The organism is Cognatundibacterium griseum, assembly GCF_014284195.1.
Classification (GTDB): Bacteria; Pseudomonadota; Gammaproteobacteria; order Burkholderiales; family Burkholderiaceae_D; genus Undibacterium; species Undibacterium griseum.
The window spans coordinates 266,081-292,754 of the sequence record NZ_JACOGC010000003.1 but is presented as its reverse complement, the minus strand read 5'-3'; the positions used below and the strand labels follow the sequence as shown (position 1 = coordinate 292,754).

Annotated in this window: 28 protein-coding genes; 16 read left to right on the top strand and 12 right to left on the bottom strand. The window is 54.3% G+C overall.

The window, feature by feature from the left end:
• Window position 1: 1 nt before the first annotated feature.
• The 7 genes from H8K27_RS09635 (at window position 2) to H8K27_RS09605 (ending at window position 5,832) form a co-directional block, all read left to right on the top strand.
• On the top strand, window positions 2-394 hold the full coding sequence (locus tag H8K27_RS09635) for a bactofilin family protein (RefSeq protein WP_186862957.1): 393 nt from the start codon (window positions 2-4) through the stop codon (window positions 392-394).
• A gap of 51 nt (window positions 395-445) precedes the next feature.
• Window positions 446-796, top strand: a complete 351-nt coding sequence (erpA, locus tag H8K27_RS09630) for an iron-sulfur cluster insertion protein ErpA (RefSeq protein ID WP_176802756.1) — start codon at window positions 446-448, stop codon at window positions 794-796.
• A gap of 136 nt (window positions 797-932) precedes the next feature.
• Window positions 933-2,420, top strand: coding sequence for an FAD-linked oxidase C-terminal domain-containing protein (locus H8K27_RS09625; protein WP_186862956.1), 1,488 nt, complete (start codon window positions 933-935; stop codon window positions 2,418-2,420).
• Window positions 2,421-2,450: 30 nt separating this feature from the next.
• Window positions 2,451-3,515 carry a glycolate oxidase subunit GlcE gene (glcE, locus tag H8K27_RS09620; RefSeq protein ID WP_186862955.1) on the top strand — a complete coding sequence of 355 codons (1,065 nt, stop codon included), beginning with the start codon at window positions 2,451-2,453 and terminating at the stop codon, window positions 3,513-3,515.
• Window positions 3,516-3,521: 6 nt separating this feature from the next.
• Window positions 3,522-4,745: a glycolate oxidase subunit GlcF gene (glcF, locus tag H8K27_RS09615; RefSeq protein ID WP_186862954.1), complete on the top strand. Its 1,224-nt coding sequence runs from the start codon at window positions 3,522-3,524 to the stop codon at window positions 4,743-4,745.
• A 32-nt stretch (window positions 4,746-4,777) separates the two neighbouring features.
• Window positions 4,778-5,110: a CidA/LrgA family protein gene (locus tag H8K27_RS09610; RefSeq protein ID WP_186862953.1), complete on the top strand. Its 333-nt coding sequence runs from the start codon at window positions 4,778-4,780 to the stop codon at window positions 5,108-5,110.
• Window positions 5,107-5,832, top strand: a complete 726-nt coding sequence (locus H8K27_RS09605; protein WP_186862952.1) for an LrgB family protein — start codon at window positions 5,107-5,109, stop codon at window positions 5,830-5,832. Before H8K27_RS09610 ends, H8K27_RS09605 begins: the two co-directional genes overlap by 4 nt.
• Before the next feature lie 6 nt (window positions 5,833-5,838).
• Here the strand turns inward: H8K27_RS09605 and H8K27_RS09600 are convergent, their stop codons facing one another.
• From H8K27_RS09600 to H8K27_RS09590, 3 genes are read right to left on the bottom strand one after another with little or no spacing between them, the layout of a single operon-like run.
• A complete protein-coding gene (locus H8K27_RS09600; protein WP_329604382.1) occupies window positions 5,839-6,327 on the bottom strand; it encodes a glutathione peroxidase in 489 nt (162 codons plus the stop codon).
• Window positions 6,324-7,460, bottom strand: coding sequence for a PilT/PilU family type 4a pilus ATPase (locus H8K27_RS09595; protein ID WP_176802750.1), 1,137 nt, complete (start codon window positions 7,458-7,460; stop codon window positions 6,324-6,326). The genes H8K27_RS09600 and H8K27_RS09595 overlap by 4 nt, the downstream gene beginning before the upstream one ends.
• 25 nt (window positions 7,461-7,485) lie before the next feature.
• A complete protein-coding gene (locus H8K27_RS09590) occupies window positions 7,486-8,529 on the bottom strand; it encodes a type IV pilus twitching motility protein PilT (protein ID WP_186862951.1) in 1,044 nt (347 codons plus the stop codon).
• 109 nt (window positions 8,530-8,638) lie between these two features.
• Between H8K27_RS09590 and H8K27_RS09585 the strand changes: the two genes are divergently transcribed.
• The 3 genes from H8K27_RS09585 (at window position 8,639) to H8K27_RS09575 (ending at window position 12,309) form a co-directional block, all read left to right on the top strand.
• Window positions 8,639-9,343, top strand: a complete 705-nt coding sequence (locus H8K27_RS09585; RefSeq protein ID WP_186862950.1) for a YggS family pyridoxal phosphate-dependent enzyme — start codon at window positions 8,639-8,641, stop codon at window positions 9,341-9,343.
• Window positions 9,333-10,160: a pyrroline-5-carboxylate reductase gene (gene proC, locus H8K27_RS09580; protein ID WP_186862949.1), complete on the top strand. Its 828-nt coding sequence runs from the start codon at window positions 9,333-9,335 to the stop codon at window positions 10,158-10,160. The genes H8K27_RS09585 and proC overlap by 11 nt, the downstream gene beginning before the upstream one ends.
• Window positions 10,161-10,500: 340 nt before the next feature.
• Window positions 10,501-12,309, top strand: a complete 1,809-nt coding sequence (locus H8K27_RS09575) for an ArnT family glycosyltransferase (protein WP_186862948.1) — start codon at window positions 10,501-10,503, stop codon at window positions 12,307-12,309.
• A 67-nt stretch (window positions 12,310-12,376) separates the two neighbouring features.
• Here the strand turns inward: H8K27_RS09575 and H8K27_RS09570 are convergent, their stop codons facing one another.
• The 5 genes from H8K27_RS09570 to H8K27_RS09550 all read right to left on the bottom strand — a co-directional run bounded on the left by H8K27_RS09570 (window position 12,377) and on the right by H8K27_RS09550 (window position 14,702).
• Window positions 12,377-12,694: a YqjK family protein gene (locus H8K27_RS09570; protein ID WP_186862947.1), complete on the bottom strand. Its 318-nt coding sequence runs from the start codon at window positions 12,692-12,694 to the stop codon at window positions 12,377-12,379.
• Window positions 12,695-12,696: 2 nt separating this feature from the next.
• Entirely contained in the window at window positions 12,697-13,116 is a 420-nt protein-coding gene (locus tag H8K27_RS09565; RefSeq protein ID WP_186862946.1) for a phage holin family protein, read from the bottom strand.
• A gap of 3 nt (window positions 13,117-13,119) precedes the next feature.
• Window positions 13,120-13,431 (bottom strand): ElaB/YgaM/YqjD family protein, encoded by a 312-nt coding sequence (locus H8K27_RS09560; protein ID WP_186862945.1) that lies wholly within the window; start codon window positions 13,429-13,431, stop codon window positions 13,120-13,122.
• Between the two features lie 119 nt (window positions 13,432-13,550).
• The gene (ubiA, locus tag H8K27_RS09555; protein WP_186863117.1) at window positions 13,551-14,405 is read right to left on the bottom strand and encodes a 4-hydroxybenzoate octaprenyltransferase; all 855 of its coding nucleotides are present in this window, start codon (window positions 14,403-14,405) and stop codon (window positions 13,551-13,553) included.
• A gap of 84 nt (window positions 14,406-14,489) precedes the next feature.
• The gene (locus H8K27_RS09550; RefSeq protein WP_186862944.1) at window positions 14,490-14,702 is read right to left on the bottom strand and encodes a hypothetical protein; all 213 of its coding nucleotides are present in this window, start codon (window positions 14,700-14,702) and stop codon (window positions 14,490-14,492) included.
• A 225-nt stretch (window positions 14,703-14,927) separates the two neighbouring features.
• On the opposite strand from H8K27_RS09550, the gene H8K27_RS09545 reads away from it, so the two are divergent.
• Window positions 14,928-15,716, top strand: coding sequence for a helix-turn-helix domain-containing protein (locus H8K27_RS09545; protein ID WP_186862943.1), 789 nt, complete (start codon window positions 14,928-14,930; stop codon window positions 15,714-15,716).
• A 46-nt stretch (window positions 15,717-15,762) separates the two neighbouring features.
• Here the strand turns inward: H8K27_RS09545 and H8K27_RS09540 are convergent, their stop codons facing one another.
• From H8K27_RS09540 to recG, 4 genes are all read right to left on the bottom strand, one after another.
• Window positions 15,763-16,707, bottom strand: a complete 945-nt coding sequence (locus H8K27_RS09540) for a hydrogen peroxide-inducible genes activator (RefSeq protein ID WP_186862942.1) — start codon at window positions 16,705-16,707, stop codon at window positions 15,763-15,765.
• 197 nt (window positions 16,708-16,904) lie between these two features.
• On the bottom strand, window positions 16,905-17,819 hold the full coding sequence (locus H8K27_RS09535; protein WP_186862941.1) for an SDR family NAD(P)-dependent oxidoreductase: 915 nt from the start codon (window positions 17,817-17,819) through the stop codon (window positions 16,905-16,907).
• Between the two features lie 95 nt (window positions 17,820-17,914).
• Window positions 17,915-18,397, bottom strand: coding sequence for a GNAT family N-acetyltransferase (locus H8K27_RS09530; protein ID WP_186862940.1), 483 nt, complete (start codon window positions 18,395-18,397; stop codon window positions 17,915-17,917).
• 73 nt (window positions 18,398-18,470) lie between these two features.
• Window positions 18,471-20,624, bottom strand: a complete 2,154-nt coding sequence (gene recG, locus H8K27_RS09525) for an ATP-dependent DNA helicase RecG (protein ID WP_186863116.1) — start codon at window positions 20,622-20,624, stop codon at window positions 18,471-18,473.
• A 121-nt stretch (window positions 20,625-20,745) separates the two neighbouring features.
• Here recG and queA point away from each other — a divergent pair, with 121 nt between their 5' ends.
• The 5 genes from queA to secF all read left to right on the top strand — a co-directional run bounded on the left by queA (window position 20,746) and on the right by secF (window position 26,542).
• The gene (queA, locus tag H8K27_RS09520; protein ID WP_186862939.1) at window positions 20,746-21,789 is read left to right on the top strand and encodes a tRNA preQ1(34) S-adenosylmethionine ribosyltransferase-isomerase QueA; all 1,044 of its coding nucleotides are present in this window, start codon (window positions 20,746-20,748) and stop codon (window positions 21,787-21,789) included.
• A 199-nt stretch (window positions 21,790-21,988) separates the two neighbouring features.
• On the top strand, window positions 21,989-23,122 hold the full coding sequence (gene tgt, locus H8K27_RS09515) for a tRNA guanosine(34) transglycosylase Tgt (protein WP_186862938.1): 1,134 nt from the start codon (window positions 21,989-21,991) through the stop codon (window positions 23,120-23,122).
• A gap of 155 nt (window positions 23,123-23,277) precedes the next feature.
• Window positions 23,278-23,601, top strand: coding sequence for a preprotein translocase subunit YajC (gene yajC / locus H8K27_RS09510; RefSeq protein ID WP_176802733.1), 324 nt, complete (start codon window positions 23,278-23,280; stop codon window positions 23,599-23,601).
• Window positions 23,602-23,679: 78 nt separating this feature from the next.
• Window positions 23,680-25,569: a protein translocase subunit SecD gene (secD, locus tag H8K27_RS09505; protein ID WP_186862937.1), complete on the top strand. Its 1,890-nt coding sequence runs from the start codon at window positions 23,680-23,682 to the stop codon at window positions 25,567-25,569.
• Window positions 25,570-25,603: 34 nt separating this feature from the next.
• On the top strand, window positions 25,604-26,542 hold the full coding sequence (secF, locus tag H8K27_RS09500) for a protein translocase subunit SecF (RefSeq protein WP_176802731.1): 939 nt from the start codon (window positions 25,604-25,606) through the stop codon (window positions 26,540-26,542).
• The last annotated feature ends 132 nt before the right edge of the window (window positions 26,543-26,674 follow it).

Genomic DNA, 26,674 nt, shown 5'->3' with positions numbered 1-26,674 from the left:
CATGTTTAGCCGCAAAGTGAAAAATACGATAGACAGCCTGATTGGTTCTGCCACCAAGATTGAAGGTGATCTGCATTTCAAGGGCGGACTCCGGATTGACGGACATATCTGTGGCAATGTCATTGCCGATACCGAGTCATCCAGCATGCTCATCATTTCCGAACAGGCAATTATTGATGGCGAGGTGCGCGCTGCGCATGTGGTGGTCAATGGTGTGATCCACGGCCCCGTCATCTCTACGGAATTGCTCGAATTGCAACCAAAGGCCAGAATTTCGGGCGATGTGCACTATAAAACACTGGAAATGCTGAGCGGTGCGCTGGTCTCCGGCAAGCTGACACATGATGCAGAACAAGAGCATGCAGTGCTGAAGCTCGCTGCATCCAATGCATAGTTCAGCGCACAGGACTATAATGTCAGGTATCACCGATTGAAGGAGCAAAAAATGAATGCCGTTGCAGAAATGCCCGCACCGATTAATTTTACTGACAGCGCTGCTGCAAAGGTTGCGCAGCTGATTGAGGAAGAAGGTAATCCTGAACTGAAACTGCGCGTTTTCGTGCAGGGCGGCGGATGTTCCGGCTTCCAGTATGGTTTCACTTTTGATGAAATCACCAATGAAGACGATACTACGATGACCAAGAACGGCGTGCAGTTGCTGATTGACTCCATGAGCTATCAGTATCTGGTAGGAGCCGAGATCGATTACAAAGATGATCTGGAAGGCGCGCAGTTCGTGATTAAAAATCCGAATGCCAGCACGACTTGTGGCTGTGGTTCATCTTTCTCGGTTTAATCGCCGGAATGAGAACAAAAGGACGCTGCGGCGTCCTTTTTTTTTCCTGAAAACTATTCAGTGAATCATCTTCAAACTATTCATCCATAATTGCTGGCAGCCGATTACACTGGTAAAAAAATAATGAGGTGAGGGTATGGAGCAAAGTAATTCTGTGCAGATCGACCGGAGCAGGCAAACCACACTGGCTGAAGCATTGCGGCAAGTCATGCCGGCACATTGCGTTCTGGCGCAGGAAGAAGACACCCGGCCTTATGAATGCGACGGGCTGGCGGCATACCGGCAATTACCGATGGTGGTTTGCCTGCCGGAAAATGAAACGCAAATAATCGCGGTCATGGAGATTTGCCGGCGTCTGCAGATACCGATCGTTCCGCGCGGCGCAGGTACGGGACTGTCAGGCGGCGCCATGCCGATTGCTGACGGGTTGGTGTTATCCACGGCGAAGCTGAATAAAATTATCCGGGTCGATGCCTATGCGCGGACTGCAGTTGTGCAGCCTGGCGTACGCAATCTCGCTATTTCGGACGCTGCTGCGGCGTTGGGGCTGTACTACGCGCCGGATCCGTCATCCCAGATTGCCTGTACCATCGGCGGTAATGTCGCTGAAAATTCGGGCGGCGTGCATTGCCTCAAATACGGTCTGACAGTACACAATGTGTTGCGTGCGCGGGTGGTCACCATGGACGGCGAGGTGATTGAGCTGGGTGGTGATGCGCTGGATGCACCGGGTCTGGATTTACTGGCCGTGCTGATCGGTTCGGAAGGAATGCTGGGTGTGGTGACCGAAGTGACGGTCAGGCTGATTCCTAAACCGCAGTCAGCCCGTGTCATTATGGCGTCCTTTGATGATGTGGTGAAAGGTGGTAATGCCGTTGCCAATGTGATTGCTGCCGGTATCATTCCCGCTGGTCTGGAAATGATGGACAAGACATCTTCCCGCATGGTTGAACCCTTTGTTCATGCCGGGTACGACGTTGATGCCGAGGCGATTCTCCTCTGCGAGTCCGACGGCACGGCAGAAGAAGTGGCCGAAGAAATTGCACGTATGAGTGCTGTGCTGGAGCAGGCAGGTGCGACTGCCATTGCCGTGTCGCAGACTGAGGCGGAACGTCTGCGTTTCTGGTCCGGGCGCAAAAATGCATTTCCAGCTGCCGGCCGGATTTCACCGGATTACTACTGCATGGACGGCACGATTCCACGCAAGCGGCTGGCGGAAGTCCTTATCGGCATTACCAAAATGGAAGAAAAGTACGGTTTGCGCTGCGCCAATGTATTTCATGCGGGTGATGGCAACCTGCATCCGCTGATTTTATTTGATGCCAACCAGGAAGGTGAATTTCACCGGGCAGAGGCATTTGGGGCTGAAATCCTGGAGCTGTGTGTTGCCGTCGGCGGCACGATTACCGGAGAGCATGGCGTGGGTATTGAAAAGATTAATTCCATGTGCGTGCAATTTTCCCGCGAGGAAATGGATGCCTTCTGGGACGTCAAAAAAGCGTTTGATCCATTCATGCTGCTTAATCCCGATAAGGCGATTCCAACCCTGCATCGTTGCGCTGAATACGGACGTATGCACGTGAGTAAAGGCCGGCTGGCATTTCCTGAGTTGCCACGTTTCTGAAAAATAAAAAATAGCGGGACAGATATCACCATGAAAAGCATACTCGATGATTTCCGTAGCAGGATTCAGCAGGCTGGCGAGCGGAAAACGCCGTTGCAGATACAGGGAAGCGGCAGCAAACAATGGTATGGGCAATCACTACAGGGTGAATTGCTGGATACCCGGGCTTATCGTGGAATCATTGCCTATGAACCAACCGAGCTGGTACTGACCGCACGTTGCGGAACACCCCTGGCCGAGATTGAAGCGGTGCTGGCAGAACATCAGCAGATGCTGGCATTTGATCCGCCGCATTTCGGGTCGGACGCCACGCTGGGCGGAATGCTGGCTGCCGGACTATCCGGGCCGCGCAGACCTTACCTGGGGGCGTTGCGGGATTTCGTGCTGGGTGTGACGCTGATGGACGGCAAAGGGCAGATACTGGAGTTTGGCGGACAGGTCATGAAAAACGTGGCGGGCTATGATGTGTCCCGGCTGCTGGCAGGTTCCATGGGGAGTCTGGGGCTGGTGTTGAATGTGTCTGTCAAAGTATTGCCGCGCCCATTTGCGGAAACCACATTGCTGTTTGCGATGTCTGAGGCCGATGCCATCAGAAAAATGAATGAATGGGCCGGACAGGCGCTGCCGGTCACGGGCAGCTGCTGGCATGTTGGTCGCTTGATGTTGCGCTTGTCGGGGGCTGAAGCTGCGGTCCGCGCTGCCAGACAAAAGCTGGGGGGCGAAGTGATGCAGGATGCCGCTGCTAGCTGGCGGGCATTGCAGGATCAGACGCATGATTTTTTCAGTCAGGACGATGCGCACGGACTCTGGCGTCTATCCATTGCCTCGACCGCACCGCCAATGACACTGAGCGGCAAATCCCTCACAGAATGGGGTGGCGCACAGCGCTGGCTGTTCACAGACGAGAGTCCTGCCGCGATCCGTGCTGCGGCACAGGTTGCCGGCGGCCATGCCACGCTGTTTCGTGGCGGAGATAAAAGCATTGGCGTCTTTACGCCGCTGGCGCCCGCGATTGCCGGTATTCACCAACGCCTGAAAGCAGCATTTGATCCGTCCGGGATTTTTAATCCGGGTCGCTTGTATAAGGATTTCTGATTCATCATGCAAACCAATCTCGCCGATTTTATAAAAGACAGCCGCGAAGGCAAAGAAGCTGATGACATTTTACGGAAATGCGTGCATTGCGGCTTCTGTACTGCAACCTGCCCGACGTATCAGTTGCTGGGTGACGAGCTGGACGGACCGCGTGGCCGTATCTATCTGATCAAGCAGGTGCTGGAAGGTAAGCCGGCGACCCGGAAAACACAACAGCATCTGGATCGCTGTCTGACTTGCCGTAATTGTGAATCCACCTGTCCGTCCGGTGTGCAATATGGCCGTCTGCTCGATATCGGCCGGCAGGTCGTCGAGCGGCAAGTGGGACGGTCGCCGGTGCAGCAGATGTTAAGGACAGGCTTGAAAGAACTCTTGCCGAGGCCATGGATATTCAAACCCGCCATGCGCCTGGGACAGGCGATGCGTCCTGTGCTGCCAGCGGCGTTACGCGCAAAAGTACCGGAAAAAAAACCTGCGATTACATGGCCGGTAACAAACCATGCACGCAAAATGCTGCTGCTGGATGGCTGCGTACAGCCTGCCATGTCGCCGAACATCAATAGCGCCGCGGCACGGGTGCTGGATATGCTGGGCGTGCAGCTGATCGTGGCTCCCAAAGCAGGGTGCTGCGGCGCGATCCGGTTTCACCTGAATGATCAGGAAGCCGCACTGGACGACATGCGGCGTAATATCGACGCCTGGTGGCCGGCTATTGAAGCCGGTGCCGAAGCGATTGTCATGACGGCATCCGGTTGCGGGGTAACGGTGAAGGACTACGGCCATTTGCTGGCGCACGATACTGCCTATGCAGAAAAGGCCCGTCAGGTTTCCGCACTGACCAAAGATTTAAGCGAAATCCTGCCGGACTTCGAGTCACAGATTGCCGCCAGAATGCAAGGAAAAATCACGCAGCGCATTACCTGGCACCCGCCGTGCACGTTGCAGCACGGGCAGCAGATTCGTGGCAAAGTCGAAGGTATCCTGCGTGCTGCCGGCGTGGATGTGCAATTGTGCGCCGACAGCCATTTGTGCTGCGGTTCTGCCGGTACTTATTCGGTATTGCAGCCGGATTTATCTTACCGTTTGCGGGACAATAAACTGGAAAAACTGCTGGCAACCTCGCCAGATACGATTGTTTCCGCCAATATCGGTTGCATCACGCATTTGCAGTCCGGTACCGACAAACCTGTTCTGCACTGGATAGAATTGCTGGAACAGGCCCTGCATTAAGTGATTACTGCTGATTCTGAAAAGAGGCAGACATGCTGCGGACTTTCTCGATATTACTGATTTTCCAGTCGATCGGTGAGGGGATCGTGCATCTGTTCGGCTGGCCGGTTCCGGGGCCGGTAATCGGTATGCTGATGCTGTTTTTGTGCCTGCTGGCGCGAAAAGGCATGGCAGAAAAATTACTGCCGGATGTTCAGGCCTTGCTCAGACATTTATCGTTACTGTTCATACCTGCCGGCGTCGGAATCATGGTGCATGGACAGCGTGTGCTGAATGAATGGCTGCCGCTGCTGCTGGCTTTGCTGGTCAGCACGGCGTTATCGATTGTCGTCACTGCCTTGTGTGCGAAGCACCTGCAAAAATGAGTAGCCGTTTCAGTGAAATCTGGGTTTATCTGGCGACTTCGCCCTTGCTGGGGCTGACTGCCACTTTGCTGGCATACCAGCTCGCTTATGCGATTTATGTCCGGTGCCGGTTTAGTCCACTGGCAAATCCTGTTGCGATTGCTGTGGCATTGCTTATCCTGATTCTGACGCTGACGAATACTTCTTACAGTACGTATTTTTCTGGTGCTCAGTTCGTACACTTCCTGCTGGGACCAGCGACTGTGGCGCTGGCAGTTCCGCTATATCAGCAAATCAATCAGCTGCGCCGGAACTGGCTGGCATTTTTAACGGCATCGGTTCTTGGCAGTGCGGTTGCTATCGTGACTGCAATGGGGATTGCGCATATCACAGGGGCATCCAGGATTACCGTTCTATCGCTGGCATCAAAGTCAGTCACGATGGCAATCGCAATGGGCATCACGGAAAAGGTCGGTGGTCTGCCTTCCCTGACGGCTGCTTTGGTGATGCTGACGGGAATCACGGCGGCGATGATGGCTTCCGTGATTTTAACTCTGCTGCGGGTCAGGGATGACAGCATCCGTGGCTTTGCGCTGGGTGTCAGCGGGCATGGCATTGGTACTGCACGGGCATTCCAGATGAGTGAGCAGGCTGGTGCGTTTGCCGGTCTGGCAATGGGGTTATCCGGGTTGCTGACGGCAATCCTGCTGCCGCTGGCATTGCGCGGTCTGGGAATGATCTGACTGACTTCAGGTCATTGCCAGCAACGCGCGGATATCATCCGTGATTTCTGCCGGAGTGGTTTGCGGGGCATAACGTTTAAAGACCTGGCCATTTTTCCCGATCAGGAATTTGGTGAAATTCCATTTGATTGCCTGCGTTCCCAGAACGCCTGGCGCCGCCGATTTTAAATGCTGGAATAAGGGGTGGGCATTTTTCCCGTTGACGTCGACTTTCTCAAACAAGGGGAAAGTGACGCCGTAATTTTTTTCGCAGAAGTGGCCGATCTGATCCGCATCGCCGGGCTCCTGATGACCGAACTGATTGCAAGGAAAACCCAGCACGACGACACCCTGATCCCTGAACTGCTGGTACACCTCCTCCAGCCCTTTGTATTGCGGGGTAAAACCGCACTGGCTGGCCGTGTTCACGATCAGCACAACCTGCCCCAGATACTGGCGCAGATCGGTTTCTTTTCCCTGCAGGTTGGTTGCCGTGTAATCCAGTGCGCTCATCATACGATCCCCAGGTGGTGTGTGCCTGCACTCAGGTCACGTTCTTTGGCTTCTTTTCCCTTGAGCATGATCGCCAGACGTAATTCATTGACGGAATCGGCATTGCGTAATGCGTCTTCGTATGAAATCTGGTCGGCCTCATGTAAGTCAAACAAAGCCTGATCAAAAGTCTGCATCCCGAGTTCGCGGGATTTTTTCATGATTTCTTTGATTTCATGCACCTGTCCCTTAAAAATCAGATCAGAAACCAAAGGCGAGTTCAGCATGATTTCGACAGCGGCAACCCGCCCCTTGCGGCCTTTGAGGGGAATCAGGCGCTGGGAAATCACGGACTTCAGATTCAGCGACAGATCCATCAGGAGCTGGGCGCGGCGTTCTTCCGGGAAGAAGTTGATGATACGGTCAAGTGCCTGGTTGGCGCTGTTGGCGTGCAGGGTGGCGAGGCAGAGATGTCCGGTTTCTGCAAAGGCGACCGCAAAATCCATCGTTTCCCTGTCCCGGATTTCGCCGATCTGGATGACGTCCGGCGCCTGCCGTAACGAGTTCTTCAGTGCGGCGCCCCAGTCTTCTGTGTCAATACCCACTTCACGCTGAGTGACGATGCAGTTTGCGTGAGGATGCACGTATTCGATCGGGTCTTCAATGGTGATGATGTGACCGTAACTGTGCTGGTTGCGGTATCCGACCATTGCCGCAAGCGTGGTGGACTTACCGGAACCGGTGGCCCCCACCATGATGACCAGCCCCCGTTTGGTCATGGCAATTTCTTTCAGATTTTCCGGAAGGCCAAGTTCGTCAAATTTGGGAATGGCGGTTGTGATCGTCCGCAGCACCATCCCGACGCGGCCCTGCTGCATAAAGGCGGAAACGCGGAAACGCCCCATGCCTGCCGGATTGATCGCGAAATTACATTCCTTGGATGATTCAAATTCGGCGGCCTGTTTATCGTTCATGATGGCGCGCGCAAGATCGACAGTATGCGCTGGTGTCAGCGGCTGGTTGGAAACCGGAGTCACTCTGCCGTCAATTTTGAAAGCAGGAGGAAAGTCTGCGGTGATGAATAAATCGGATCCGTTTTTGCTGAGCATCAGTCTCAGCAGGTCATGCATGAATTTTGTGGCCTGATCGCGTTCCATGTCGGGATGCTCCTATCGTTTCAGGTTAGCCTGGGAAGTTTTCAGGAATTTTGGCGGCAGCCCGTGCTGTTCCCACCGAAATGACATTGCGCCTGACCAGATCGGTCAGATTCTGATCCAGCGTCTGCATGCCGAGATTGTTGCCAGTCTGGATGGCTGAGTACATCTGGGCGACTTTGGCTTCACGAATCAGGTTTCTGATCGCGGGCGAGCCAATCATGATTTCATGTGCTGCGACCCGTCCGGAGCCGTCCTTGGTTTTCAGCAGGGTTTGTGAAATCACCGCCTGTAAGGATTCCGACAGCATGGAGCGCACCATTTCCTTTTCTTCCGCCGGGAACACGTCGACAATACGGTCAATGGTTTTTGCCGCTGACGAGGTATGCAGGGTGCCGAACACCAGATGGCCGGTTTCTGCAGCGGTCAGCGCCAGACGGATGGTTTCCAGATCACGCAATTCACCAACCAGAATCGCATCCGGATCTTCACGCAGCGCAGAACGCAGCGCGTTGTTGAAGGACATGGTATGCGGCCCGACTTCGCGCTGATTGATCAGACATTTTTTGGATTCATGGACGAATTCAATCGGGTCTTCAACGGTCAGGATGTGGCCGTATTCGTTTTCATTGAGATGATTCACCATTCCGGCCAGAGTCGTGGATTTACCGGAGCCCGTCGGGCCAGTCACCAGTACCAGACCACGCGGTTTTAACGCGAGATCGGCAAAAATCTTCGGTGCGTTTAGCTGTTCCAGCGTCAGGATTTTGGAGGGAATGGTACGCATAACTGCCGCTGGTCCCCGTTCCTGATTGAAGGCGTTGACACGGAAACGGGCCAGACCGGGAATCGAAAAGGAAAAATCACATTCCAGCGTTTCTTCGTAAATCTTGCGCTGGGAATCGTTCATGATGTCGTAAATCAGTTCATGCACGTCTTTGTGTTCCAGCGGCGGCAGATTGATGCGCCGCACATCGCCATGTACACGTATCATGGGTGGCAGGCCGGAAGAAAGATGTAAGTCGGAAGCGTTATTCTTGACCGAGAACGCAAGTAGCTCAGAGATGTCCATTTATAATTCCGCTATTAGTGCGCCATCCTTGGATGGCCGGCATGACACAAGGGGGCTGCGGATTGGTGCAGCCCGGATTGAGTGAAGTTTCATACAAAACTGTTCGATTATGTCCTTAATTTCTGACAACTTGCAAGCCGTATTGTCTGATATCAGGCGCACCGAGCTGCAATATGGGCGACCTGCTTCCAGCGTACGTTTACTGGCGGTTTCCAAGACTTTTGGAACCGATGCCATTATCGAGGCGGCGCGCTGCGGGCAGCGTGCTTTTGGCGAAAATTACCTGCAGGAGGCACTCGACAAGATTGCGTTCCTCAAACAAAGTGTGCCTGAATTTGCGCTGGAGTGGCATTTCATCGGACCGATACAAAGTAACAAAACGAAACCGATTGCGGAGCATTTTGACTGGGTGCATTCCGTCGACCGGGAGAAGATTGCGTATCGCTTGTCTGAGCAGCGCCCTCCGGATTATCCGGATATGAATATCTGTCTGCAGGTGAATATCAGTGGTGAAGACAGCAAAAGCGGGGTCTCGCCAGACGAAGTGCTGGCGCTGGCCGGGCGGATCAGCGGACTGCCGAAAATCCGGTTGCGCGGTCTGATGGCCGTGCCTGCGCCGGCCACGGATTTTGTCGTGCAGCGTGCAGCTTTTCAGCGGCTGCGTGCCTTGCAGGATCAGTTGATTGCGCGAGGCATTCCTCTTGATACATTATCAATGGGAATGAGCAGTGACATGCATGCCGCGATCGCGGAAGGCAGTACGATGGTCAGAATCGGAACAGGAATTTTTGGGAGCAGGAATTATGCAAAATAAATTAAAAATTGCCTTTATCGGCGGCGGCAATATGGCGGGCGCATTGATTGGCGGCTTATTGCCTGATTTCACACTGCCTGCCTGTATTCATGTCGTGGATGTTAACCAGACTTCGTTGAATCGCCTGGAAACAGAATTTGGCGTGACCACCGCTTTGGCGATGGATGCGCGCCTGCAGGATGCTGATGTGATTATTCTTGCCGTTAAGCCGCAACAGTTAAGAGATGTGGTCGGGGAACTGGCACCGTATGTGCGGCAACAGCTGCTGATTACGATTGCTGCCGGTATCCGTGCCAGCGATATTTCTCGCTGGCTGAATGCTTACGGCAAAATTGTGCGGGCGATGCCGAATACGCCAGCCTTGGTTGGTAAAGGCATCACCGGGATGTTTGCCTTACCCGGAGTCAGCGCACACGAACAGCAGATCGCTGACGATATCCTGCGTTCTGTCGGGTTGACATCCTGGATGGCGCAGGAACAGCAGATCGATGCCGTCACTGCTATCTCCGGCAGCGGTCCCGCCTATGTGTTTTATTTTATCGAAGCCCTGCAACAGGCAGCGCAGGAACTGGGATTGAGCGCCGAACAGGGCAACCAGTTTGCTATCGCCACCTTTGAGGGAGCGGCTCAACTGGCGATGCATTCCAGTGAACCAGTCAGCATTCTGCGTGAGCGGGTGACCTCAAAAGGTGGAACCACGTATGCCGCCTTGTCCAGCCTGGAAGCCGCCGGGGTCGGCCAGTCCATCGTAACGGCCGTCAAGGCCGCTGCTGTCAGAGCAGCAGAACTGGGTGATGAGTTTGGTCAGCAAGCATAGTCATAAAAGCGCATGACATTGATTAAAAATTGCTCAATTGCAATTTAGAAGATGAAAAATCAGGACGTCATGCATTTTCATGAGGATTTATTCTGAAAATGTTTTTTCGCAAATGCAAAATTGCGTGTCATCTGGCTTTTGGAGTAGAAATTTTAGAAAAAAAGACTCGCATTTGAGATACAATATGTTACCTTCCGGAGTTAATTTTTTTGTTGTTCTGCTAATTTCAGCAGGCCGGATTTATGTGCTTTGTATCGTTTATCGCGAAAATTTTCGCGTCTCCTGATAGTTCGATGAATCATTGCACATCTCTTTAATGTATTTCCCTTGATGTGCTTACATGATTTTCCTTGACTGGTTGCGTACCTTCTTTTCTGTTCGCCCTCGCCTTATCGGCGATGGCGCCGCTTCTGTTGCCTTGTGTGAAACAGGTAACGCATCTGTTGTTGCCTGCTTGATTGAATGGGTTTCGCAACGTGTCAATGCGGCATTGTTCGCATTGTTGATCTTGATTTCCATTTACCTGTTTCCTGGTTTGATCGGACACGATCCCTGGAAGCAGGATGAAACTTATATATTTGGGATTATCCATCACATGCTGGAAAGTGGTGACTGGATTGTGCCAATGATGGCAGGCGAGCCATTTATGGAAAAACCGCCTTTGTATTACTGGCTGGCTACCGTTCTTGCAAATACGCTTTCTCCTTGGTTGGCGTTACATGACGGTGCGCGGCTGGCAACCGGCGTTTTTATGGTCATTACCTGTATTGCTACCGGTTGGGCTGCCCGTACTTGGTGGGGGAAGGGCTACGGACGTTTCGCGATAATGTCTTTGCTGGCCTGTCTGGGACTGCTTTTACATTCTCATATGATGTTGACGGATGTTCCTTTGCTGACCGGTTTTGCGGTTGCTACCGCCGGATTTGCAGAGGTAAAAAATAATCCGCTGCGATCGGGCATGCTGCTGGGCACAGGTGTTGGTATCGGTTTTATGGCAAAAGGGGTATTGGCGCTGGGTGTGTTTGGCCTGACGGCAGTTTTGTTGCCGCTGCTGTTTCAATCGTGGCGCAGGAAAGCGTATCTGCATGTCTTGCTGGTTGCCCTGGGTTTTTCTTTGCCGTGGCTGCTGATCTGGCCGCTGGCTTTGCTGGGGCGTTCCCCGGCTTTGTTCATGGACTGGTTCTGGCTGAATAACATCGGCAGATTTTTCGGCTTTTCAGTGGCGCAGCTGGGTGCACCGCACACAGACGGATTCTGGATCACGACTTTGCCGTGGTTTACTTTCCCGGCCTTGCCGCTGGCCGCGCTGACGCTCTGGCGAGAGCGTGCCAAGTGGCGGAGTTCTGCTGCGCTGCAGGTTTGTGTGCTGGTGTTTTCGATTATGTTGCTGGTGTTATGGCGCGCCGCTTCCGCCAGGGATAATTACGCATTGCCGCTGTTATTACCGCTTGCCATTCTGGCTGCGCCTGCGGCCCGTCATTTATCGTTCAGGGTGGACCGTGTTTTCGACTGGACTTCCCGCCTGATTTTTGGTGTGATAGCCCTGTTCATCTGGACGCTCTGGGCAGCCATGATCTGGGAGGGCGGGCCGCCACGCTGGATGTTTATCCTCAAATACTTGCCGGACACATTCACACCGGATTTCAGATGGGTGGAAGTGCTGTTTGCTTCCGGAATCACCGCCATCGCGGTGATCTATCTCGGCAGGCTTAAACATGTGCATGGCCGCGGTCTGGTGAGCTGGGTGTCGGGCGTCAGCCTGAGCTGGATGCTGATGAGCAACCTGTTGTTGCCATGGGTGGATTATGCAAAAAGCTACCGCAGCGTTTTCTATTCGATGGAAACAGCGTTGCCGCATAATTTTGACTGCATGGCGAGTAAGGATCTGGGTGAATCAGAACGTGCCATGTTGCGCTATTTTGCCGGCATCACTACCTATCGTCAGGAGAATCAGCCTGATGTGCAATGCGATCTGTTGCTGGTGAATGGTTTTCAGAGTCAGTTACCGGAACATCTGAACAGCCATCAGTGGCATCTGGTCTGGGAAGGTGCGCGTCCGGGAGATCAGCGTGAGCGTTTATGGTTGTTTGCTGCCAAAAAAACGGGCGGACAACTGGCTTTGGGGCAGCAACCGCATCACATGCGTTAAGCTGTCTGAAATTTCACGACGACCGAATCTGGCGCACATTATTCGCACGCCAGTCGACAGCGCTTGTTTAAGAGCGCGGCTGATCCTGCTTCAGCAAAGGCGCCATCTGCCGCCAGATTTTCCAGATACGGAAAGACGTACCGAGCCAGTTCAGTAAGCGCGCCGGCTTAACGGCTACGATACCGGCCACGACCGCAATGCCGGCAAGAGGTTTGTGTCTGACCAGCCGGATTAATTGCTGCCCGGCCTGAAAACTCCATTCAGCAAATGCAATTTGTTCCCCGACATCCTGAGTCTGCAAGGACAGCAACTGGCGTTGTGCCTGAATTTTCAGTAACAGTGTTTCGCGGCGCAAGGCCAGCCGGTCTGCGTAATCAGAAGCCATGTTCATTGTCCTGACGATGTTTCCGTGCCGGATGGTGTGATGGGTGGCGTGACTGTGCTGTCCTGCCTGCGCAGCGTCAGGCTGTCTTTTTCCAGCTCCTGCAGGCTGTGTGACAGCAAACCAGGTTTCAGGCTGAACTGCTTGCGCACCCACCAGGCGATACCGGCTGCACTGAGGCCAAATGCGGCGATCAGAACCGAGATCAGCGTTAAACGATAGCTGTCCCAGAAAACGGCGATCAGGAACACCACCAGCAACACAACGGCGCAGCAGGCGCAAAACAGCGCGGTCAGCGACCAGAGCAGTAATGACGAAAACCGGTGCAGTTCTTCCTCAATTTCCACTGCAGCCAGCTCCAGACGGGTATGCAGAATACCCGCAACTGTCGCGCCGAGATGCCTTACCGAGTCCAGTATGGCCATGAATTATTTGCTGCGGCCGATCAGCAAACCGAGCAGCAGGCCAACACCGGCAGCGATACCGGCGGATTGCCAGGGATTTTCTTTAACATAGACATCCGTCGCTTTGGCGGCTTCCTTGGTTCTGGTCACAACCAGGTCTTCGATGCGTTCTACTTCTGCTTTCGCATTTTTCAATGTGTGCTCAAAGCGTGCCTTGGCGGATTTGAAGCCTTCGCCCGACTGCTGCTCAGTATTTTTCAGCAACTCTTCGGCATCACGGATAACCTGATTCAAATCGTGCATCAACTGATCTTTATGCTGTTCTACGGAACTCATGGCAGATCCTTTATGAAAAGTAATTGGAGAATTCTTATCTGTAGTCTAGGTAAGCCAAAACAAGGCCTCTTGTTGCAGATCAAATAAACGCCGTGTTGATATTGTTATACGAGTCAGAGTCAATGTAATACATAGTCCAGCGCAACACCAGCAAAGATTGCGGCTCCTAGCCAGTTATTGTGACGGAAGGCAGCGAAACAGCGCATGCGGTCCCGTTCCCGGATCAGGCGATAGTGATACAGCGCGCACAGTACTGCAATGCCCATGCCCGCGAGGAACCAGAAGCGCAATCCTTGTTGCCAGCCGATCAGCGTGATCAGTGCAAAGCTGGTGGCATAACAGATCATGATGGCGGCAACGTCGAAGCGGCCAAAAGTAATGGCAGACGTCTTGATACCGATCTTCAGGTCATCGTCGCGGTCAACCATCGCATATTCGGTATCGTAAGCGACCGTCCAGAAGATATTGGCCAGCAGCAGACCCCATGCAATCAGCGGCACATGGTCTTGTACGGCGGCAAAAGCCATCGGAATGCCGAAACCATAGGCGATCCCGAGATAAGCCTGCGGAATCGGAAAGAAACGTTTGAAATACGGATAACTGGCAGCAATCATGACGGCCAGCACTGATAGCTGTTTGGTCAGGATATTCAGCGGCCAGATCAAGAGAAAAGAAATCACCGACAGTAGCAATGCAATCAGCAGCGCTTCTTTGCCGGAAATTTTGCCGCTGGTCAGTGGACGTTCTGCCGTGCGTTTCACGTGACGGTCAAATTCCCGGTCGGCATAATCATTCACGGCACAACCGGCAGAGCGCATCAGCGTGGTGCCGAGGCAAAAAATCAGTACCAGTTTCCAGTCAGGAACGCCATGGCTGGCAATCCACAGTGCCGATAAGGTCGGCCATAACAGCAAGACGATACCGATGGGTTTATCCAGACGGACCAGTTTCAGATACCAGTGCAGGCGGTTCAGGGTGGCGTTCATGAGAGCGTGAAAAAGTCGTGACGATCCGCATTATAAAGGCGAATCTCCCGCTCACGGACGCCGGTATCGGTCTTACAGCAGCAGGGGGGAATGCGGGTGGTTCTCCGGAACAAAGCTGGTATCTGCGTTGGCGGGACTGTCTGCCGTGTCATTGGCAAAGCGGGCGGCAGCCGGCAGCTGGCAGGCAGATGCAGAGACAACGGCAGATTGCCCGGCCAGATAGCCGGACAGGAATACGGCTGCAGTGATGCCCAGACACAGGCTGTAGCGGAACAGGGATTTCATAGCGGGTTTCCTATGATGGTTGATCAGGTAATGCGGACCGGCATGGAGGAGGCATGACGGCCCGCATCGCACACAACACAGATGACTTGCGCATCAGTCATCGGGATAAGTTTCATCTGATCGGGAACTTGGTACTATGAAAATGTTCAAAGTGTCATATTTCAGAATTATTGGTATTGAAATTTACGACTATTTGCTATTTTAATATTGAGTCAGGACGTCAAAATGAGTTCTCCCGAATTACTGATCAGTGTGTTGCGCAGCGAATTGCGCGCCGCCGGTGTGACCTACAAAATGCTGGCAGAACAGATAGGCATGAGTGAATCCAGCGTCAAACGCATGTTTGGTCAGAAAGATATGAGCCTGTCCCGGCTGGCGCAGATATGCAAGGCATCCGGCGTGGCGATGGAAGACGTGCTGCGGCAGGCTGCCGATGTGACGCCGCATTCGGATACGCTGACGCTGGCACAGGAAAAATCCCTGATGGCTGAGCCGAAATTACTGCTGGTGGCGATTTGCTGTCTGGGACACTGGACGCTGGAGCAGATCGTCGAAACCTATTCGCTGAGTCAGGCAGAATGCATTTTGCATCTGATTGCACTCGATAAGCTGGAGCTGATTGAATTGCGTCCGAATAACCGCTACCGCCTGAATGTGTCGGCGGCGTTTCACTGGCGGCCCGATGGACCGGTTCAGCAATATTTCCGCGAACATGTGGTCAGCGATTATTTCAATGGCCGCTTTGATCAGGTTGGAGAAACCTTGCTGTGCGTGCCTGCGCGTGTTTCCATCCACAGCGCGCAGGAGGTCGTGCAGAAAATCCAGCAGCTGGTTGCCGAGCTGGCGCGCCTGCATCAGGACGATCGCAAATTGCAACCGGAAGAACGCGATGGCTTCACTTTGCTGGTCGGGTTCCGTTCCTGGGAGTTTTCCGCTTTTACCGCATTGCGCCGACCAGAAGCTAAACCGGAATTACCTGTGCTGACGCATCAGATCGGCACGAAAAAGCGCTAACCGCGACGCAGTTCTCTGCAATGCGTGCTGTTTTGCAGGGCGGGATTTATTGCACGCCAGGAGCTTCGTCCAGCATGGTGACTCCCGGCAGGTGGCAAGCCAGCACCGCTTTCCGGATTGCTTCAATTGCAGCCTGACGGGTGAAGCTCTTGCGCCAGGCAATGACGACGCGCCGTTCCGGTGCCGGCGATTCAAACGGCACGTAACGCAGCATGCCATCCTGCGCATGCATATCCGGTATGGAGGCGACTGGCAGCACAGTCAGGCCGATGCCGGAGGCGACCATGTGACGAATAGTCTCCAGCGAAGAGCCTTCGAATGTACGGGCAATGCCATCGCCGGATGTCGAAAAGCGTGCCATTTCCGGACAGACTTCCAGCACCTGATCGCGGAAGCAGTGTCCGTTGCCCAGCAGCAGCATGGTTTCGGATTTCAACTCGGCCGCAGGAATGCTGTCTCGGCCGGCCCAGGGATGCTGTCGCGGCATGGCAACGACAAAGGGTTCGTCATACAGGGGTTGCACCATCATCCCCTGATCAGGCAGGGGCAGGGCCATGATCGCGGCGTCGAGTTCACCCTGACGCAACAGCTCAATCAGCTTGACCGTGAAATTTTCCTGCAACACCAGTGGCATTTGCGGAACCTGCTGAATCATGGTCTTGACCAGCACCGGCAGCAGATAAGGGCCGATCGTGTAAATCACGCCGAGGCGGAAGGAGCCGGCCAGCGGATCTTTATTTTGTTTGGCAATTTCCTTGATGGCTGCAGTTTGCTCCAGCACACGTTCGGCCTGGGCGACAATCTGCGTACCCAGCGGGGTGGTGGATACTTCGCTGCCGCCCCGTTCAAAAATGGTGACGCCTAACTCATCTTCGAGTTTTTTAATGGCGACCGACAGCGTCGGCTGCGCGACAAAACAGGCCTCTGCGGCATGGCCGAAGTGCTTTTCGCGCGCGACGGCGACGATATATTTTAATTCGGTGAGGGTCATGCGCTTAGTGTGGCACAGACTGGCGCTGACGTCAGCAATCTGTTTTAAAACATCCTGTCAGGATGCAGGAAACGGGGGGAGTATATTTTTTCGCCCTTTGCTTTCAATGGCATCAGGCTGATTTTTTCATATACACCGGGGGAGTATAAAATTCCCTGGCTTGCCTGTTTGGCAAGCCAGGGCACATCAGGGCAAACTCAGTTTTTCTGCAGCTGAGACATCGCTTTTGTCAGTTCCAGGTGTCCCTGCGCTGCACCGCTGTCCGGGACGTTTTCGCCATCGCGCTGTCTGACTTCAGCCAGCCGTGCCGCCAGTTGTTCCGGTGCATCGCTGTCGCGTCCGACCCAGATGCCTTGTGTCAGTGTGATATGGGCGGCCTCAAAGCTGCCTGCGCCGGCGCACAGAATAGCGCGGCTTGGCGCATTTTCTGCCGCCAGAACCAGCATGGCAGGCACGACGTCTGCCGGTTTCAGTGCCTGCAGGAATTCTGCGGGGAACAGGCTTTCAGTCATACGGGTGGCTGCGGTTGGTGCCAGGCTGTTAACGCGGATATCGTATTTCGCGCCTTCCAGCGCCAGCGTCTGCATCAGGCCGACCAGCGCCAGTTTGGCCGCGCCGTAATTCGACTGACCGAAGTTACCATACAGTCCGGAGGAGGAGGTCGTCATCACGATGCGGCCGTATTTTTGTTCCATCATCACCGGCCAGACCGCTTTGCAGCAATGCACCGCGCCCATCAGGTGCACATCAATCACGAGGCGGAAATCATCGATTTCCATTTTGGCGAAACTCTTGTCGCACAAAATGCCGGCGTTGTTGATCAGGATATCGACTCTGCCCCAGGTTGCCATAGCATCTGCCACCATTGCCTGCACGGCTGCAAAATCCGTCACGGAAGCGCCATTGGCAATCGCTTCGCCACCGGCTGCACGGATTTCTTCGACCACGGCCAATGCCGCAGCGGAGGAGCCGCCAGAGCCATCGGTTGCGCTGCCGAGATCATTCACCACCACTTTGGCGCCCCGTGCCGCCAGCGCCAGCGCGTGTTCGCGCCCCAGACCGCCACCGGCGCCAGTTACAATCGCTACGCGGCCTTTGAAATCTAAGCTCATGTCGTCATCCTTATCGAAGTTAATGCAGCAGGTAAAGTGCTGCTGATTCTACCCTGTGATGACTGGAGGGTGTATTCAGATTCGGGCGATCTGGTTCAGAATTTTTTCTGCATCACGATGGCGCCACCCATCGCCGGATTCAGTTCGTAGCCGGCAAAACCCTGAGAGCGGTACAGTGCCTGTGCCGGATGATTTCCTTCCAATACTTCTAGCGTCAGTTTGCAGAAGCCATGCTGTTCTGCGTATTGGCTGATCTGGCTCATCAGATGTTTACCGAGCTGCCGTCCGCGGAAATCCGGATGCACTGCAAAATCATGAATATTCAGCAGCGGTTTGCAGGCAAACGTGGAGAAGCCCTCGATACAGATTGAGAATGCCGCCGCCACATGATCCTGATACAGCAGGAAAGCGTGCACGGTGCGCTCCCGCTGCTGTAATTCGGAAATCAGATGCTGGCGGCAATAAGGTGAGAGTGCCTCGCCGCCGCCCATCGGGTCGAGCGCATAGCTGTTGAGCAGATGCAGCAGGTCACTGGTATGCCGGTCGTTGCGCAGATCGGCTTTGAGGAAAGTCAGCATGGGAAAATCCTGTTAAAAAAATGAGGTGGCTGGTATCGCAGGGTATCGATGGGACACAGGCCGGGCGACATGTTCAGACCCGGAGAAATTCTTCTTTATTTCCCATCCAGCGGTGCAGATGGGCGGCGACAGTGACGGGATCATCCCGCAATAATTCTTCCGCCAGATTGCGGGCTTTTTCCACCAGCGGCTGGTCGGTTTCCAGATCGGCAAAGCGGAGCAGCGCCTCGCCGGACTGGCGCGCACCCAGAAATTCGCCGGGGCCGCGCAACTCCAGGTCTTTGCGGGCGATGTCAAAGCCGTCGTTACTCTCGCGCATGATTGCCAGTCGCTGTCTGGCCGTATCGCCCAGGGGGCTCTGGTACAGCAGCAGGCAGATGCTGGCGGCGGCGCCACGGCCGACCCGGCCGCGCAACTGATGCAGCTGCGACAGGCCGAAACGTTCTGCATGTTCAATCACCATCAGGCTGGCGTTTGGCACATCCACCCCGACTTCGATAACCGTGGTGGCGACCAGCACCTGAGTCTGCTGCCGGCTGAAATCTGCCATCACAGCCTGCTTTTGGGCAGGCTTCAGGCGACCGTGCACCAGTGCTATCCGGATGTCGGGCAGGGCAGCCGATAGCATGGCGTGGGTGTCGGTGGCCGTCTGTAACTGCAATGCTTCGGATTCTTCGATCAGCGGGCAGACCCAGTACACCTGCCGCCCCTCCAGCGCTGCCGCGTGCACCCGGGCGATGACTTCATCGCGCCGCTGCTGGTCAATCACCCTGGTCAGCACTGGTGTGCGTCCCGGCGGCAGTTCGTCAATGACCGATACTTCCAGATCGGCAAAATAAGTCATCGCCAGCGTGCGCGGTATCGGTGTGGCAGACATCATCAGCTGATGCGGTATTTTTCCTGCTTCGGCTTTATTGGCCAGATTCAGGCGCTGACCAACGCCGAAGCGGTGCTGTTCATCGACAATCGTCAGGCCTAGTTTTTTGAACTGGACGGTGTCCTGAATCAATGCGTGAGTACCGATGATCAGCTGCGCTTCGCCGCTGGCAATCAGCGCGCTGGCCTGCTCTTTTTCTTTTTTCTTCAGACTGCCGGTGAGCCAGGCGGTGCGGACGCCCAGCGGTTCGAGCCAGGCGGCAATTTTCCGGAAATGCTGTTCCGCCAGAATTTCGGTCGGGGCCATCAGTGCGGCCTGAAAACCATTGTCGATCGCCTGCGCCGCTGCCAATGCCGCCACGATGGTTTTTCCGCTGCCGACATCACCCTGCAACAATCTTTGCATGGGAAAGGTCTGGCGCAAATCGTGACGGATTTCTGCCAGCACTTTTTCCTGCGCCCCGGTGAGTGAGAATGGCAATGTCAGCAAAAAAGCATTGCTGAGTTCGCCCACCAGCGGCAGTGCGCTGGCACCCTGGCGGCGGCGTGTTTGCTGGGCCCGTTTCAGTGACAGCTGCTGTGCCAGCAGTTCATCGAATTTCATCCTTTGCCAGGCGGGATGATGTTTTTCCAGTAAGCTGTACTGGTCGGCTTCCGGTGGTGGATTGTGCAACAGCCGGACGCTGGTTTCAAAGTCCTGTAGGCCGAGTGCTGCGAGGCGCGCAGGAGACAGCGTATCGCGCCATTCGCTGCGCATCATTGCGCTGGCAATTGCTTTGCGTAGCAGGGGTTGCGAAATACCTTCAGCGGTGTGGTAGACCGGTGTCAGCGCGGTTGGCAGGGGCGCGCCCTGGATCACCATTTTATAAGACGGATGCACGATTTCCGGTCCGGCAAAACCATGCCGCAATTCGCCACGGGCGCGAACTCTCGCGCCTGCAGAAAACTGTTTGAGCTGGCTGCCGTAAAAATTCAGGAACCGCAGTATCGCCTGGCCGCTGTCATCGGCGATTGTGACGATCAGCTGGCGGCGCGGCCTGTATTGCACATCCGCACTGAGCACTTCACCTTCGATCTGTACCTGGCTGCCGCCGCGCAGCGCTGCCTCGCGGATATCGAGCACCTGGGTTTCATCTTCATAACGCATCGGCAGATGCAGCACAAAATCCATATCAGTACGCAATCCGAGCCGTGCCAGCTTGTCGCTGATTTTGCTGGTCTGGCTGGCGTTTGATGCGGCGGAAGCCGTTCTGGCAGACGGGGTGCGCGGTTTTTTACGCTGGCGCTGATCAGCCGCGTTTGCCTGAGCGGAGGGAGTGGCGGAATGCGCGCTTGGGTCTTCAGCTGCCATGAGTGTAAAATGGTGGGTTTTGCTGTTAGTCTGGCCATCAGGTAACACTGGGTTGAGATGCATTTTACTGATTTTTTATACAGTGCGCAGCATTTTGTTCTGTTTTTTCCGCTTTCCGTGTATGAATTATTCTCTGAGTGACTTTGATTTTGAATTGCCTGATGCGCTGATCGCTCAGACACCTTTGCCTGACCGTACCGCGTCGCGCCTGTTGCATGTGGATGGCGACCGGCTGACAGACCGGCATTTTGCCGATGTGCTGGATCAGTTGTCGGCGGGGGATGTGCTCGTTTTTAATGATACGCGGGTTCTGAAGGCGCGTTTTCACGGGGTGAAGGAAACCGGTGGCAAAGTGCAGCTGCTGGTAGAGCGGATTGTCTCTAATACGGAACAGGACCGGCGCGTGCTGGTGCAGATGCGGGCTTCCAAATCGCCTTTGCCCGGCAGCCGGATCCGGTTGGCTGATGCGTTTGATGTGATTGTCGGAGAGCGCGAGGGGGAGTTTTTTACGCTGTTTTTCCCGGAGGATGTCTTTTCGCTGCTGGAGCGTTATGGTCGCCTGCCGTTGCCGCCTTACATCGAACATGATGCCGACGATTTTGATGAACAGCGTTATCAGACGGTTTACAGCCGGGTGCCGGGCGCGGTGGCGGCACCGACCGCGGGACTGCATTTTGATGAGGCGTTGCTGCAGCGTTGCCGCGATAAAGGAATCCAGCTCGCTTATGTGACGCTGCATGTCGGTGCCGGCACTTTCCAGCCGGTGCGGGTGGAAAACCTGAGTGAGCATGTGATGCACAGCGAATGGTATACCGTGCCGGAAGAGACTGTGGCGCTGATCCGGCAGGTCAAGGCCAGCGGCGGCAGCGTGATTGCGGTCGGCACCACCAGTATGCGCGCACTGGAATCGGCATCGCAGAGCGGACAGCTGGAAGCGGGCAGCGCAGATACTCGGTTATTCATCACTCCGGGTTATGTATTTAAAACCGTGGACCGGCTGATTACCAATTTCCATTTGCCGAAATCCACGCTGATGATGCTGGTGTCGGCATTTGCCGGCTATGCGCCTATCCGCGCCGCCTATGCGCATGCCGTTGCACAGCGTTACCGTTTCTTCAGTTACGGTGACGCCATGCTGCTGACAAATCAGTCGGGAAAAAAATAAGGCGATACCCGCTATCCGGCGTGATCCGGATGCTGTTACAGTCCGAAAATTAATGCGTTCAGGACTGACGCAAAACCGCCCTGGCATGGTTGCTCTGCTTCACCGTAATGATGCGCGGTTGGCGGCGCTCCTTCGGCAGGACAATTTTGCGTCAGCCCTGAAGATGAATGTGCATCTGTGAGATGCATGAGGAAAAGTGATGCTTGAATTTACCTTAATCAAAAAAGACAAAACCACAGCGGCCCGGCGCGGCCGGGTCAAAGTCAACCACGGCGAGATTGAAACCCCCATCTTCATGCCGGTTGGCACGTACGGCTCGGTGAAAGCCATGTCGCCGCTGGAATTAAAGGAAATTGATGCCCAGATCATTTTGGGCAATACCTTCCACTTGTGGTTGCGTCCCGGGCTGGATGTATTGAATAAATTTGGCGGCCTGCACGATTTTATGGGCTGGGACAAACCGATCCTGACCGATTCCGGCGGTTTTCAGGTATTTTCGCTCGGCGCCATGCGCAAGATTACCGAAGAAGGCGTGAAATTTTCTTCGCCGATCAGCGGTGAGCGCCTGTTTCTGTCGCCGGAAATATCGATGCAGATTCAGCGTTCGCTGAATTCAGACATCGTGATGCAGTTTGACGAATGCACGCCGTATGAAATCGACGGCCGCCCCGCCACGACGGAAGAGGCCGGCAAGTCGATGCGTATGTCCCTGCGCTGGGCGCAGCGTTCAATCGACGAATTCAAACGCACCGACAATCCGAACGCCTTGTTCGGCATCGTGCAGGGCGGCATGTTTGAACATCTGCGCGACGAATCGCTGGCGGGCTTGAACGAGCTGGGCTTTCACGGTATTGCCATCGGCGGTTTGTCGGTTGGTGAGCCAAAGGAAGACATGATGCGCATTCTGGCGCATACCGGCCCGAAACTGCCGGAAAACAAGCCGCATTACCTGATGGGTGTCGGTACGCCGGAAGACCTGGTGGCAGGAGTGGCAAACGGTATCGACATGTTCGACTGCGTGATGCCGACCCGTAACGCCCGCAACGGCTGGATTTTCACGCGCTACGGCGATGTGAAAATCAAGAATGCGCGTTACAAGGAAGATAAAGAGCCGCTGGATGCCACCTGTTCCTGTTATACATGCAAAAACTTTTCCCGCGCTTATCTGCATCACCTGCACCGTACCGGCGAAATTCTGGGTGCGCGCTTAAATACCATCCATAACCTGCATTATTACCTGGATCTGATGAAAAACATCCGCAAGGCGCTGGACGAAGAACGTTTCCCGGAATTCGTTCAGGAATTTCATACCGACCGCGCGCGCGGGGTCTGAACGCAGAATCGCCAATTGCCTTGGCGTCAATGCTAGAATGTGGCGCTTTAGCAGTTGAAATGGGATGTAGTGTCACCATTTGCTGAAGTCAGTGTTGCAGATTTGATAGTCAGATCTGAATGCTGGTCAAATTTATATTACAACGGAGTCTGAACGTGTTTATTTCCAACGCTTATGCGCAATCAGCCGGAATCGGCGCTGACGGTGGTCTGATGAGCTTTCTGCCATTGGTACTGATGTTTGTGGTGTTGTATTTCCTGATGATCCGTCCACAGATGAAGCGTCAGAAAGAACAGAAATCCATGATGGATGCACTGGCGAAAAACGACGAAGTCGTGACTGCCGGTGGTGTGCTGGGCAAGGTCACGAAAGTCAGCGAAAGCTACGTGACGCTGGAAGTGGCTGAGGGCACCGAACTCGTGGTGCAGAAAGTGGCCATTACCGCACTGCTGCCGAAAGGCACCATTAAAGCGATTTAATCGGCATATACCGGCAACGCAGTCCACAGATGAACTGGACTGCGTTGTTCTTTTGAGCTTCCAATTTTCTTTTTTATTATGAATCGCTATCCACTCTGGAAGTATTTGCTGATTTTGATTGCACTGATATTCGGCGGACTGTACACCGCACCGAATTTCTTCGGCGAGTCGCCGGCAGTGCAGATCAGCAGCGCCAAATCGACAGTCAAAATTGATGAAAGCATGAAAACCCGCGTCGAACAAACCTTGCAGCAGGCAGGTTTGAAAGACAGTGGCGTTTTTTATGATTTCAACGGTATGCAAGGTTCCGTGCGGGCACGTTTCGTGGATACGGATACCCAGTTCAAGGCGAAAGATGTGCTGGAAAAAGCGCTGAACACCGACCCTGCCGATCCGACATACACCGTCGCTTTTAATCTGTTATCGAATACGCCGAAGTGGCTGCAGAGCATGAATGCGCTGCCGATGTATCTGGGGCTGGATCTGCGCGGCGGCGTGCATTTTCTGATGCAGGTGGATACCAAGGCAGTGATGCAGAAGCGGGTGCAGGGATTGCAGTCTTCGATCCGTTCTGCCTTGCGCGAAAAAGATGTGCGTCATGCCGGCATCAGCCGGGATGGTGATGCGATCACCGTCCGTTTCCGTGAAGCGGAAACACGCAATGCAGCAAGAAATGTGCTGTCGTCACAAATGAATGACGTCAGCCTGACGGATGTGGCGAGTACAGATAACAGCGAATTCAATCTGCAGGTCAGCCTGAAACCGGAATCGCTGAAAGCGGTCATTACCGAGGGTGTGAAGCAGAATATTACCGCGTTGTCGAAACGGGTAAACGAACTCGGTGTGGCCGAACCGATCATCCAGCAGCAAGGTCCTGACCGTATCGTGGTGCAGCTGCCGGGTGTGCAGGATGTGGCGCGCGCCAAGGAAATCATTGGCCGTACCGCGACACTGGAAGTGCGTCTGTCGGACGAGTCCGTGATCGGCCCGGTGGATGAGAGCACTCCGGTTCCTTTTGGTTCAGAGCTGTTCAAGGTTGGCCGTGGCGCCCCTGCGATTTTGTACAAAGAGCCTGTGATTACCGGCGACTATATTGCCGGCGCATCGGCCAGTTTTGATGAGCATCAGCAACCTGCGGTCAGTATCGATCTGAACGGCGACGGTGGACGCAAGATGCGTGAGGCGACCCGTAATAAAATCGGTAAGAAGATGGCGATTGTCCTGTTTGAAAAGGGCAAGGGCGAAGTTTTGACCGTAGCCACTATTCAGGATGAGTTAGGTTCCCGCTTCCGTATTACCGGCATGGGGTCCACGACGGCTGCATCCGATCTGGCCTTGCTGCTGCGTGCCGGTTCACTGGCCGCACCAATGGAAATCATTGAAGAGCGCACCATTGGTCCGCAGCTGGGTGTTGAAAACATCAAGCAGGGACGCAATTCCACGCTGTACGGTTTTGCCGCGATTTCGATTTTCATGGTGATCTATTACCTGATGTTCGGCTTCTTCAGTGTGCTGGCTTTGTCTGTGAACCTGCTGCTGCTGGTGGCGATCCTGTCCCTGTTGCAGGCGACACTGACTTTGCCGGGAATCGCCGCGATTGCGCTGGCGCTCGGTATGGCGATTGATGCCAACGTGCTCATTAACGAGCGTATCCGCGAAGAACTGCGCAGCGGCAAGTCTCCGCAAAAAGCGATAGAAGAAGGCTTTGCCCATGCCTGGGCGACGATTCTCGATTCCAACGTGACCACGCTGATCGTCGGTCTGGCGTTGTTGATTTTCGGCTCCGGTGCGATCCGCGGTTTCGCGGTGGTGCATTGCCTCGGGATTCTGACTTCGATTTTTTCATCGGTCTTTGTTTCGCGCGGCGTGGTGAATTTCTGGTACGGCCGTCAGAAAAAGCTGGCCTCGATTTCGATCGGACAGATCTGGAAGCCAGCAGCAGATGTACAGACTGATGTAAAGCAGTGACCGCGTAGCCAAGATAAGGATTCAGGAATCTATTATGGAATTATTCCGCATTAAAAAAGACATTCCTTTCATGCGCCATGCGCTGATTTTCAATGTCATTTCGGCGCTGACTTTTGTGGCGGCAGTGTTTTTCCTGCTGCACAAAGGGCTGCATTTTTCAGTTGAGTTTACCGGTGGCACCGTGATGGAAGTCACCTATCCGAAAGCTGCCGACGTGGATGCGATCCGCCGCACCGTGGAAGGACTGGGGTACACCGATGCACCGGTACAGACTTTTGGTAAGGCGCAGGATGTGGTGATCCGCCTGCCGTTGTCAAAGACGATGACCGCAGCAGATCAGGCAACTCAGGTCATGCAGGCTCTGCAGGCCAAAGACCCGGAAGTCCGTCAGCAGCGTGTTGAGCAGGTTGGCGCCCAGGTGGGTGACGAACTGGCGCATGACGGTCTGATGGCTTTGCTGTTTGTGGTGTTGGGCGTGGTGATTTATCTGGCGATCCGGTTTGAATGGAAGTTTGCGATTGCAGCGATTGTCGCGAACTTGCATGACGTGGTGATTATTCTCGGTTTCTTCGCTTTCTTCCAATGGGAATTCAATCTCTCGGTACTGGCGGCGGTGCTGGCTGTACTTGGGTATTCGGTGAATGAGTCGGTAGTTATTTTTGACCGTATCCGTGAAAACTTCCGCAAGCAGCGCAAGATGAGCGTGAAGGAAGTTATCGATAACGCGATTACCAGCACCATTTCCCGCACGATCATTACCCACGGCTGCACCCAGATGATGGTGCTGTCGATGTTGCTGATCGGCGGGCCGACACTGCATTATTTTGCAGTGGCGCTGACGATCGGTATCTGTTTCGGTATTTACTCGTCGGTATTCGTGGCTGCCGCGATTGCGATGTGGCTGGGTGTGACGCGCGAAGACCTGATCAAACCGGTCAAGGAAAAAGACGATACCGATGGTGCCGTCGTCTGAGCCTATCACCTGCATCAGACATTCCGCTACCTGACTTTGGTGTAACGTAAGGTATCGGCAGAGGAAGCCAGCATTGATGCTGGCTTTTTCTTTGGTAGCATAGCCGTCTGCCGCTGACTGGAAAAAAATTCA

What these genes read in the sequence shown, in the direction of transcription:
- H8K27_RS09635 (WP_186862957.1), top strand. Translation starts at nt 2, where the DNA reads ATGTTTAGCCGCAAAGTGAAAAATACGATAGACAGCCTGATTGGTTCT.
- erpA (WP_176802756.1), top strand. Translation starts at nt 446, where the DNA reads ATGAATGCCGTTGCAGAAATGCCCGCACCGATTAATTTTACTGACAGC.
- H8K27_RS09625 (WP_186862956.1), top strand. Translation starts at nt 933, where the DNA reads ATGGAGCAAAGTAATTCTGTGCAGATCGACCGGAGCAGGCAAACCACA.
- glcE (WP_186862955.1), top strand. Translation starts at nt 2,451, where the DNA reads ATGAAAAGCATACTCGATGATTTCCGTAGCAGGATTCAGCAGGCTGGC.
- glcF (WP_186862954.1), top strand. Translation starts at nt 3,522, where the DNA reads ATGCAAACCAATCTCGCCGATTTTATAAAAGACAGCCGCGAAGGCAAA.
- H8K27_RS09610 (WP_186862953.1), top strand. Translation starts at nt 4,778, where the DNA reads ATGCTGCGGACTTTCTCGATATTACTGATTTTCCAGTCGATCGGTGAG.
- H8K27_RS09605 (WP_186862952.1), top strand. Translation starts at nt 5,107, where the DNA reads ATGAGTAGCCGTTTCAGTGAAATCTGGGTTTATCTGGCGACTTCGCCC.
- H8K27_RS09600 (WP_329604382.1), bottom strand. Translation starts at nt 6,327, where the DNA reads ATGATGAGCGCACTGGATTACACGGCAACCAACCTGCAGGGAAAAGAA.
- H8K27_RS09595 (WP_176802750.1), bottom strand. Translation starts at nt 7,460, where the DNA reads ATGGAACGCGATCAGGCCACAAAATTCATGCATGACCTGCTGAGACTG.
- H8K27_RS09590 (WP_186862951.1), bottom strand. Translation starts at nt 8,529, where the DNA reads ATGGACATCTCTGAGCTACTTGCGTTCTCGGTCAAGAATAACGCTTCC.
- H8K27_RS09585 (WP_186862950.1), top strand. Translation starts at nt 8,639, where the DNA reads ATGTCCTTAATTTCTGACAACTTGCAAGCCGTATTGTCTGATATCAGG.
- proC (WP_186862949.1), top strand. Translation starts at nt 9,333, where the DNA reads ATGCAAAATAAATTAAAAATTGCCTTTATCGGCGGCGGCAATATGGCG.
- H8K27_RS09575 (WP_186862948.1), top strand. Translation starts at nt 10,501, where the DNA reads ATGATTTTCCTTGACTGGTTGCGTACCTTCTTTTCTGTTCGCCCTCGC.
- H8K27_RS09570 (WP_186862947.1), bottom strand. Translation starts at nt 12,694, where the DNA reads ATGGCTTCTGATTACGCAGACCGGCTGGCCTTGCGCCGCGAAACACTG.
- H8K27_RS09565 (WP_186862946.1), bottom strand. Translation starts at nt 13,116, where the DNA reads ATGGCCATACTGGACTCGGTAAGGCATCTCGGCGCGACAGTTGCGGGT.
- H8K27_RS09560 (WP_186862945.1), bottom strand. Translation starts at nt 13,431, where the DNA reads ATGAGTTCCGTAGAACAGCATAAAGATCAGTTGATGCACGATTTGAAT.
- H8K27_RS09550 (WP_186862944.1), bottom strand. Translation starts at nt 14,702, where the DNA reads ATGAAATCCCTGTTCCGCTACAGCCTGTGTCTGGGCATCACTGCAGCC.
- H8K27_RS09545 (WP_186862943.1), top strand. Translation starts at nt 14,928, where the DNA reads ATGAGTTCTCCCGAATTACTGATCAGTGTGTTGCGCAGCGAATTGCGC.
- H8K27_RS09540 (WP_186862942.1), bottom strand. Translation starts at nt 16,707, where the DNA reads ATGACCCTCACCGAATTAAAATATATCGTCGCCGTCGCGCGCGAAAAG.
- H8K27_RS09535 (WP_186862941.1), bottom strand. Translation starts at nt 17,819, where the DNA reads ATGAGCTTAGATTTCAAAGGCCGCGTAGCGATTGTAACTGGCGCCGGT.
- H8K27_RS09530 (WP_186862940.1), bottom strand. Translation starts at nt 18,397, where the DNA reads ATGCTGACTTTCCTCAAAGCCGATCTGCGCAACGACCGGCATACCAGT.
- recG (WP_186863116.1), bottom strand. Translation starts at nt 20,624, where the DNA reads ATGGCAGCTGAAGACCCAAGCGCGCATTCCGCCACTCCCTCCGCTCAG.
- queA (WP_186862939.1), top strand. Translation starts at nt 20,746, where the DNA reads ATGAATTATTCTCTGAGTGACTTTGATTTTGAATTGCCTGATGCGCTG.
- tgt (WP_186862938.1), top strand. Translation starts at nt 21,989, where the DNA reads ATGCTTGAATTTACCTTAATCAAAAAAGACAAAACCACAGCGGCCCGG.
- secD (WP_186862937.1), top strand. Translation starts at nt 23,680, where the DNA reads ATGAATCGCTATCCACTCTGGAAGTATTTGCTGATTTTGATTGCACTG.
- secF (WP_176802731.1), top strand. Translation starts at nt 25,604, where the DNA reads ATGGAATTATTCCGCATTAAAAAAGACATTCCTTTCATGCGCCATGCG.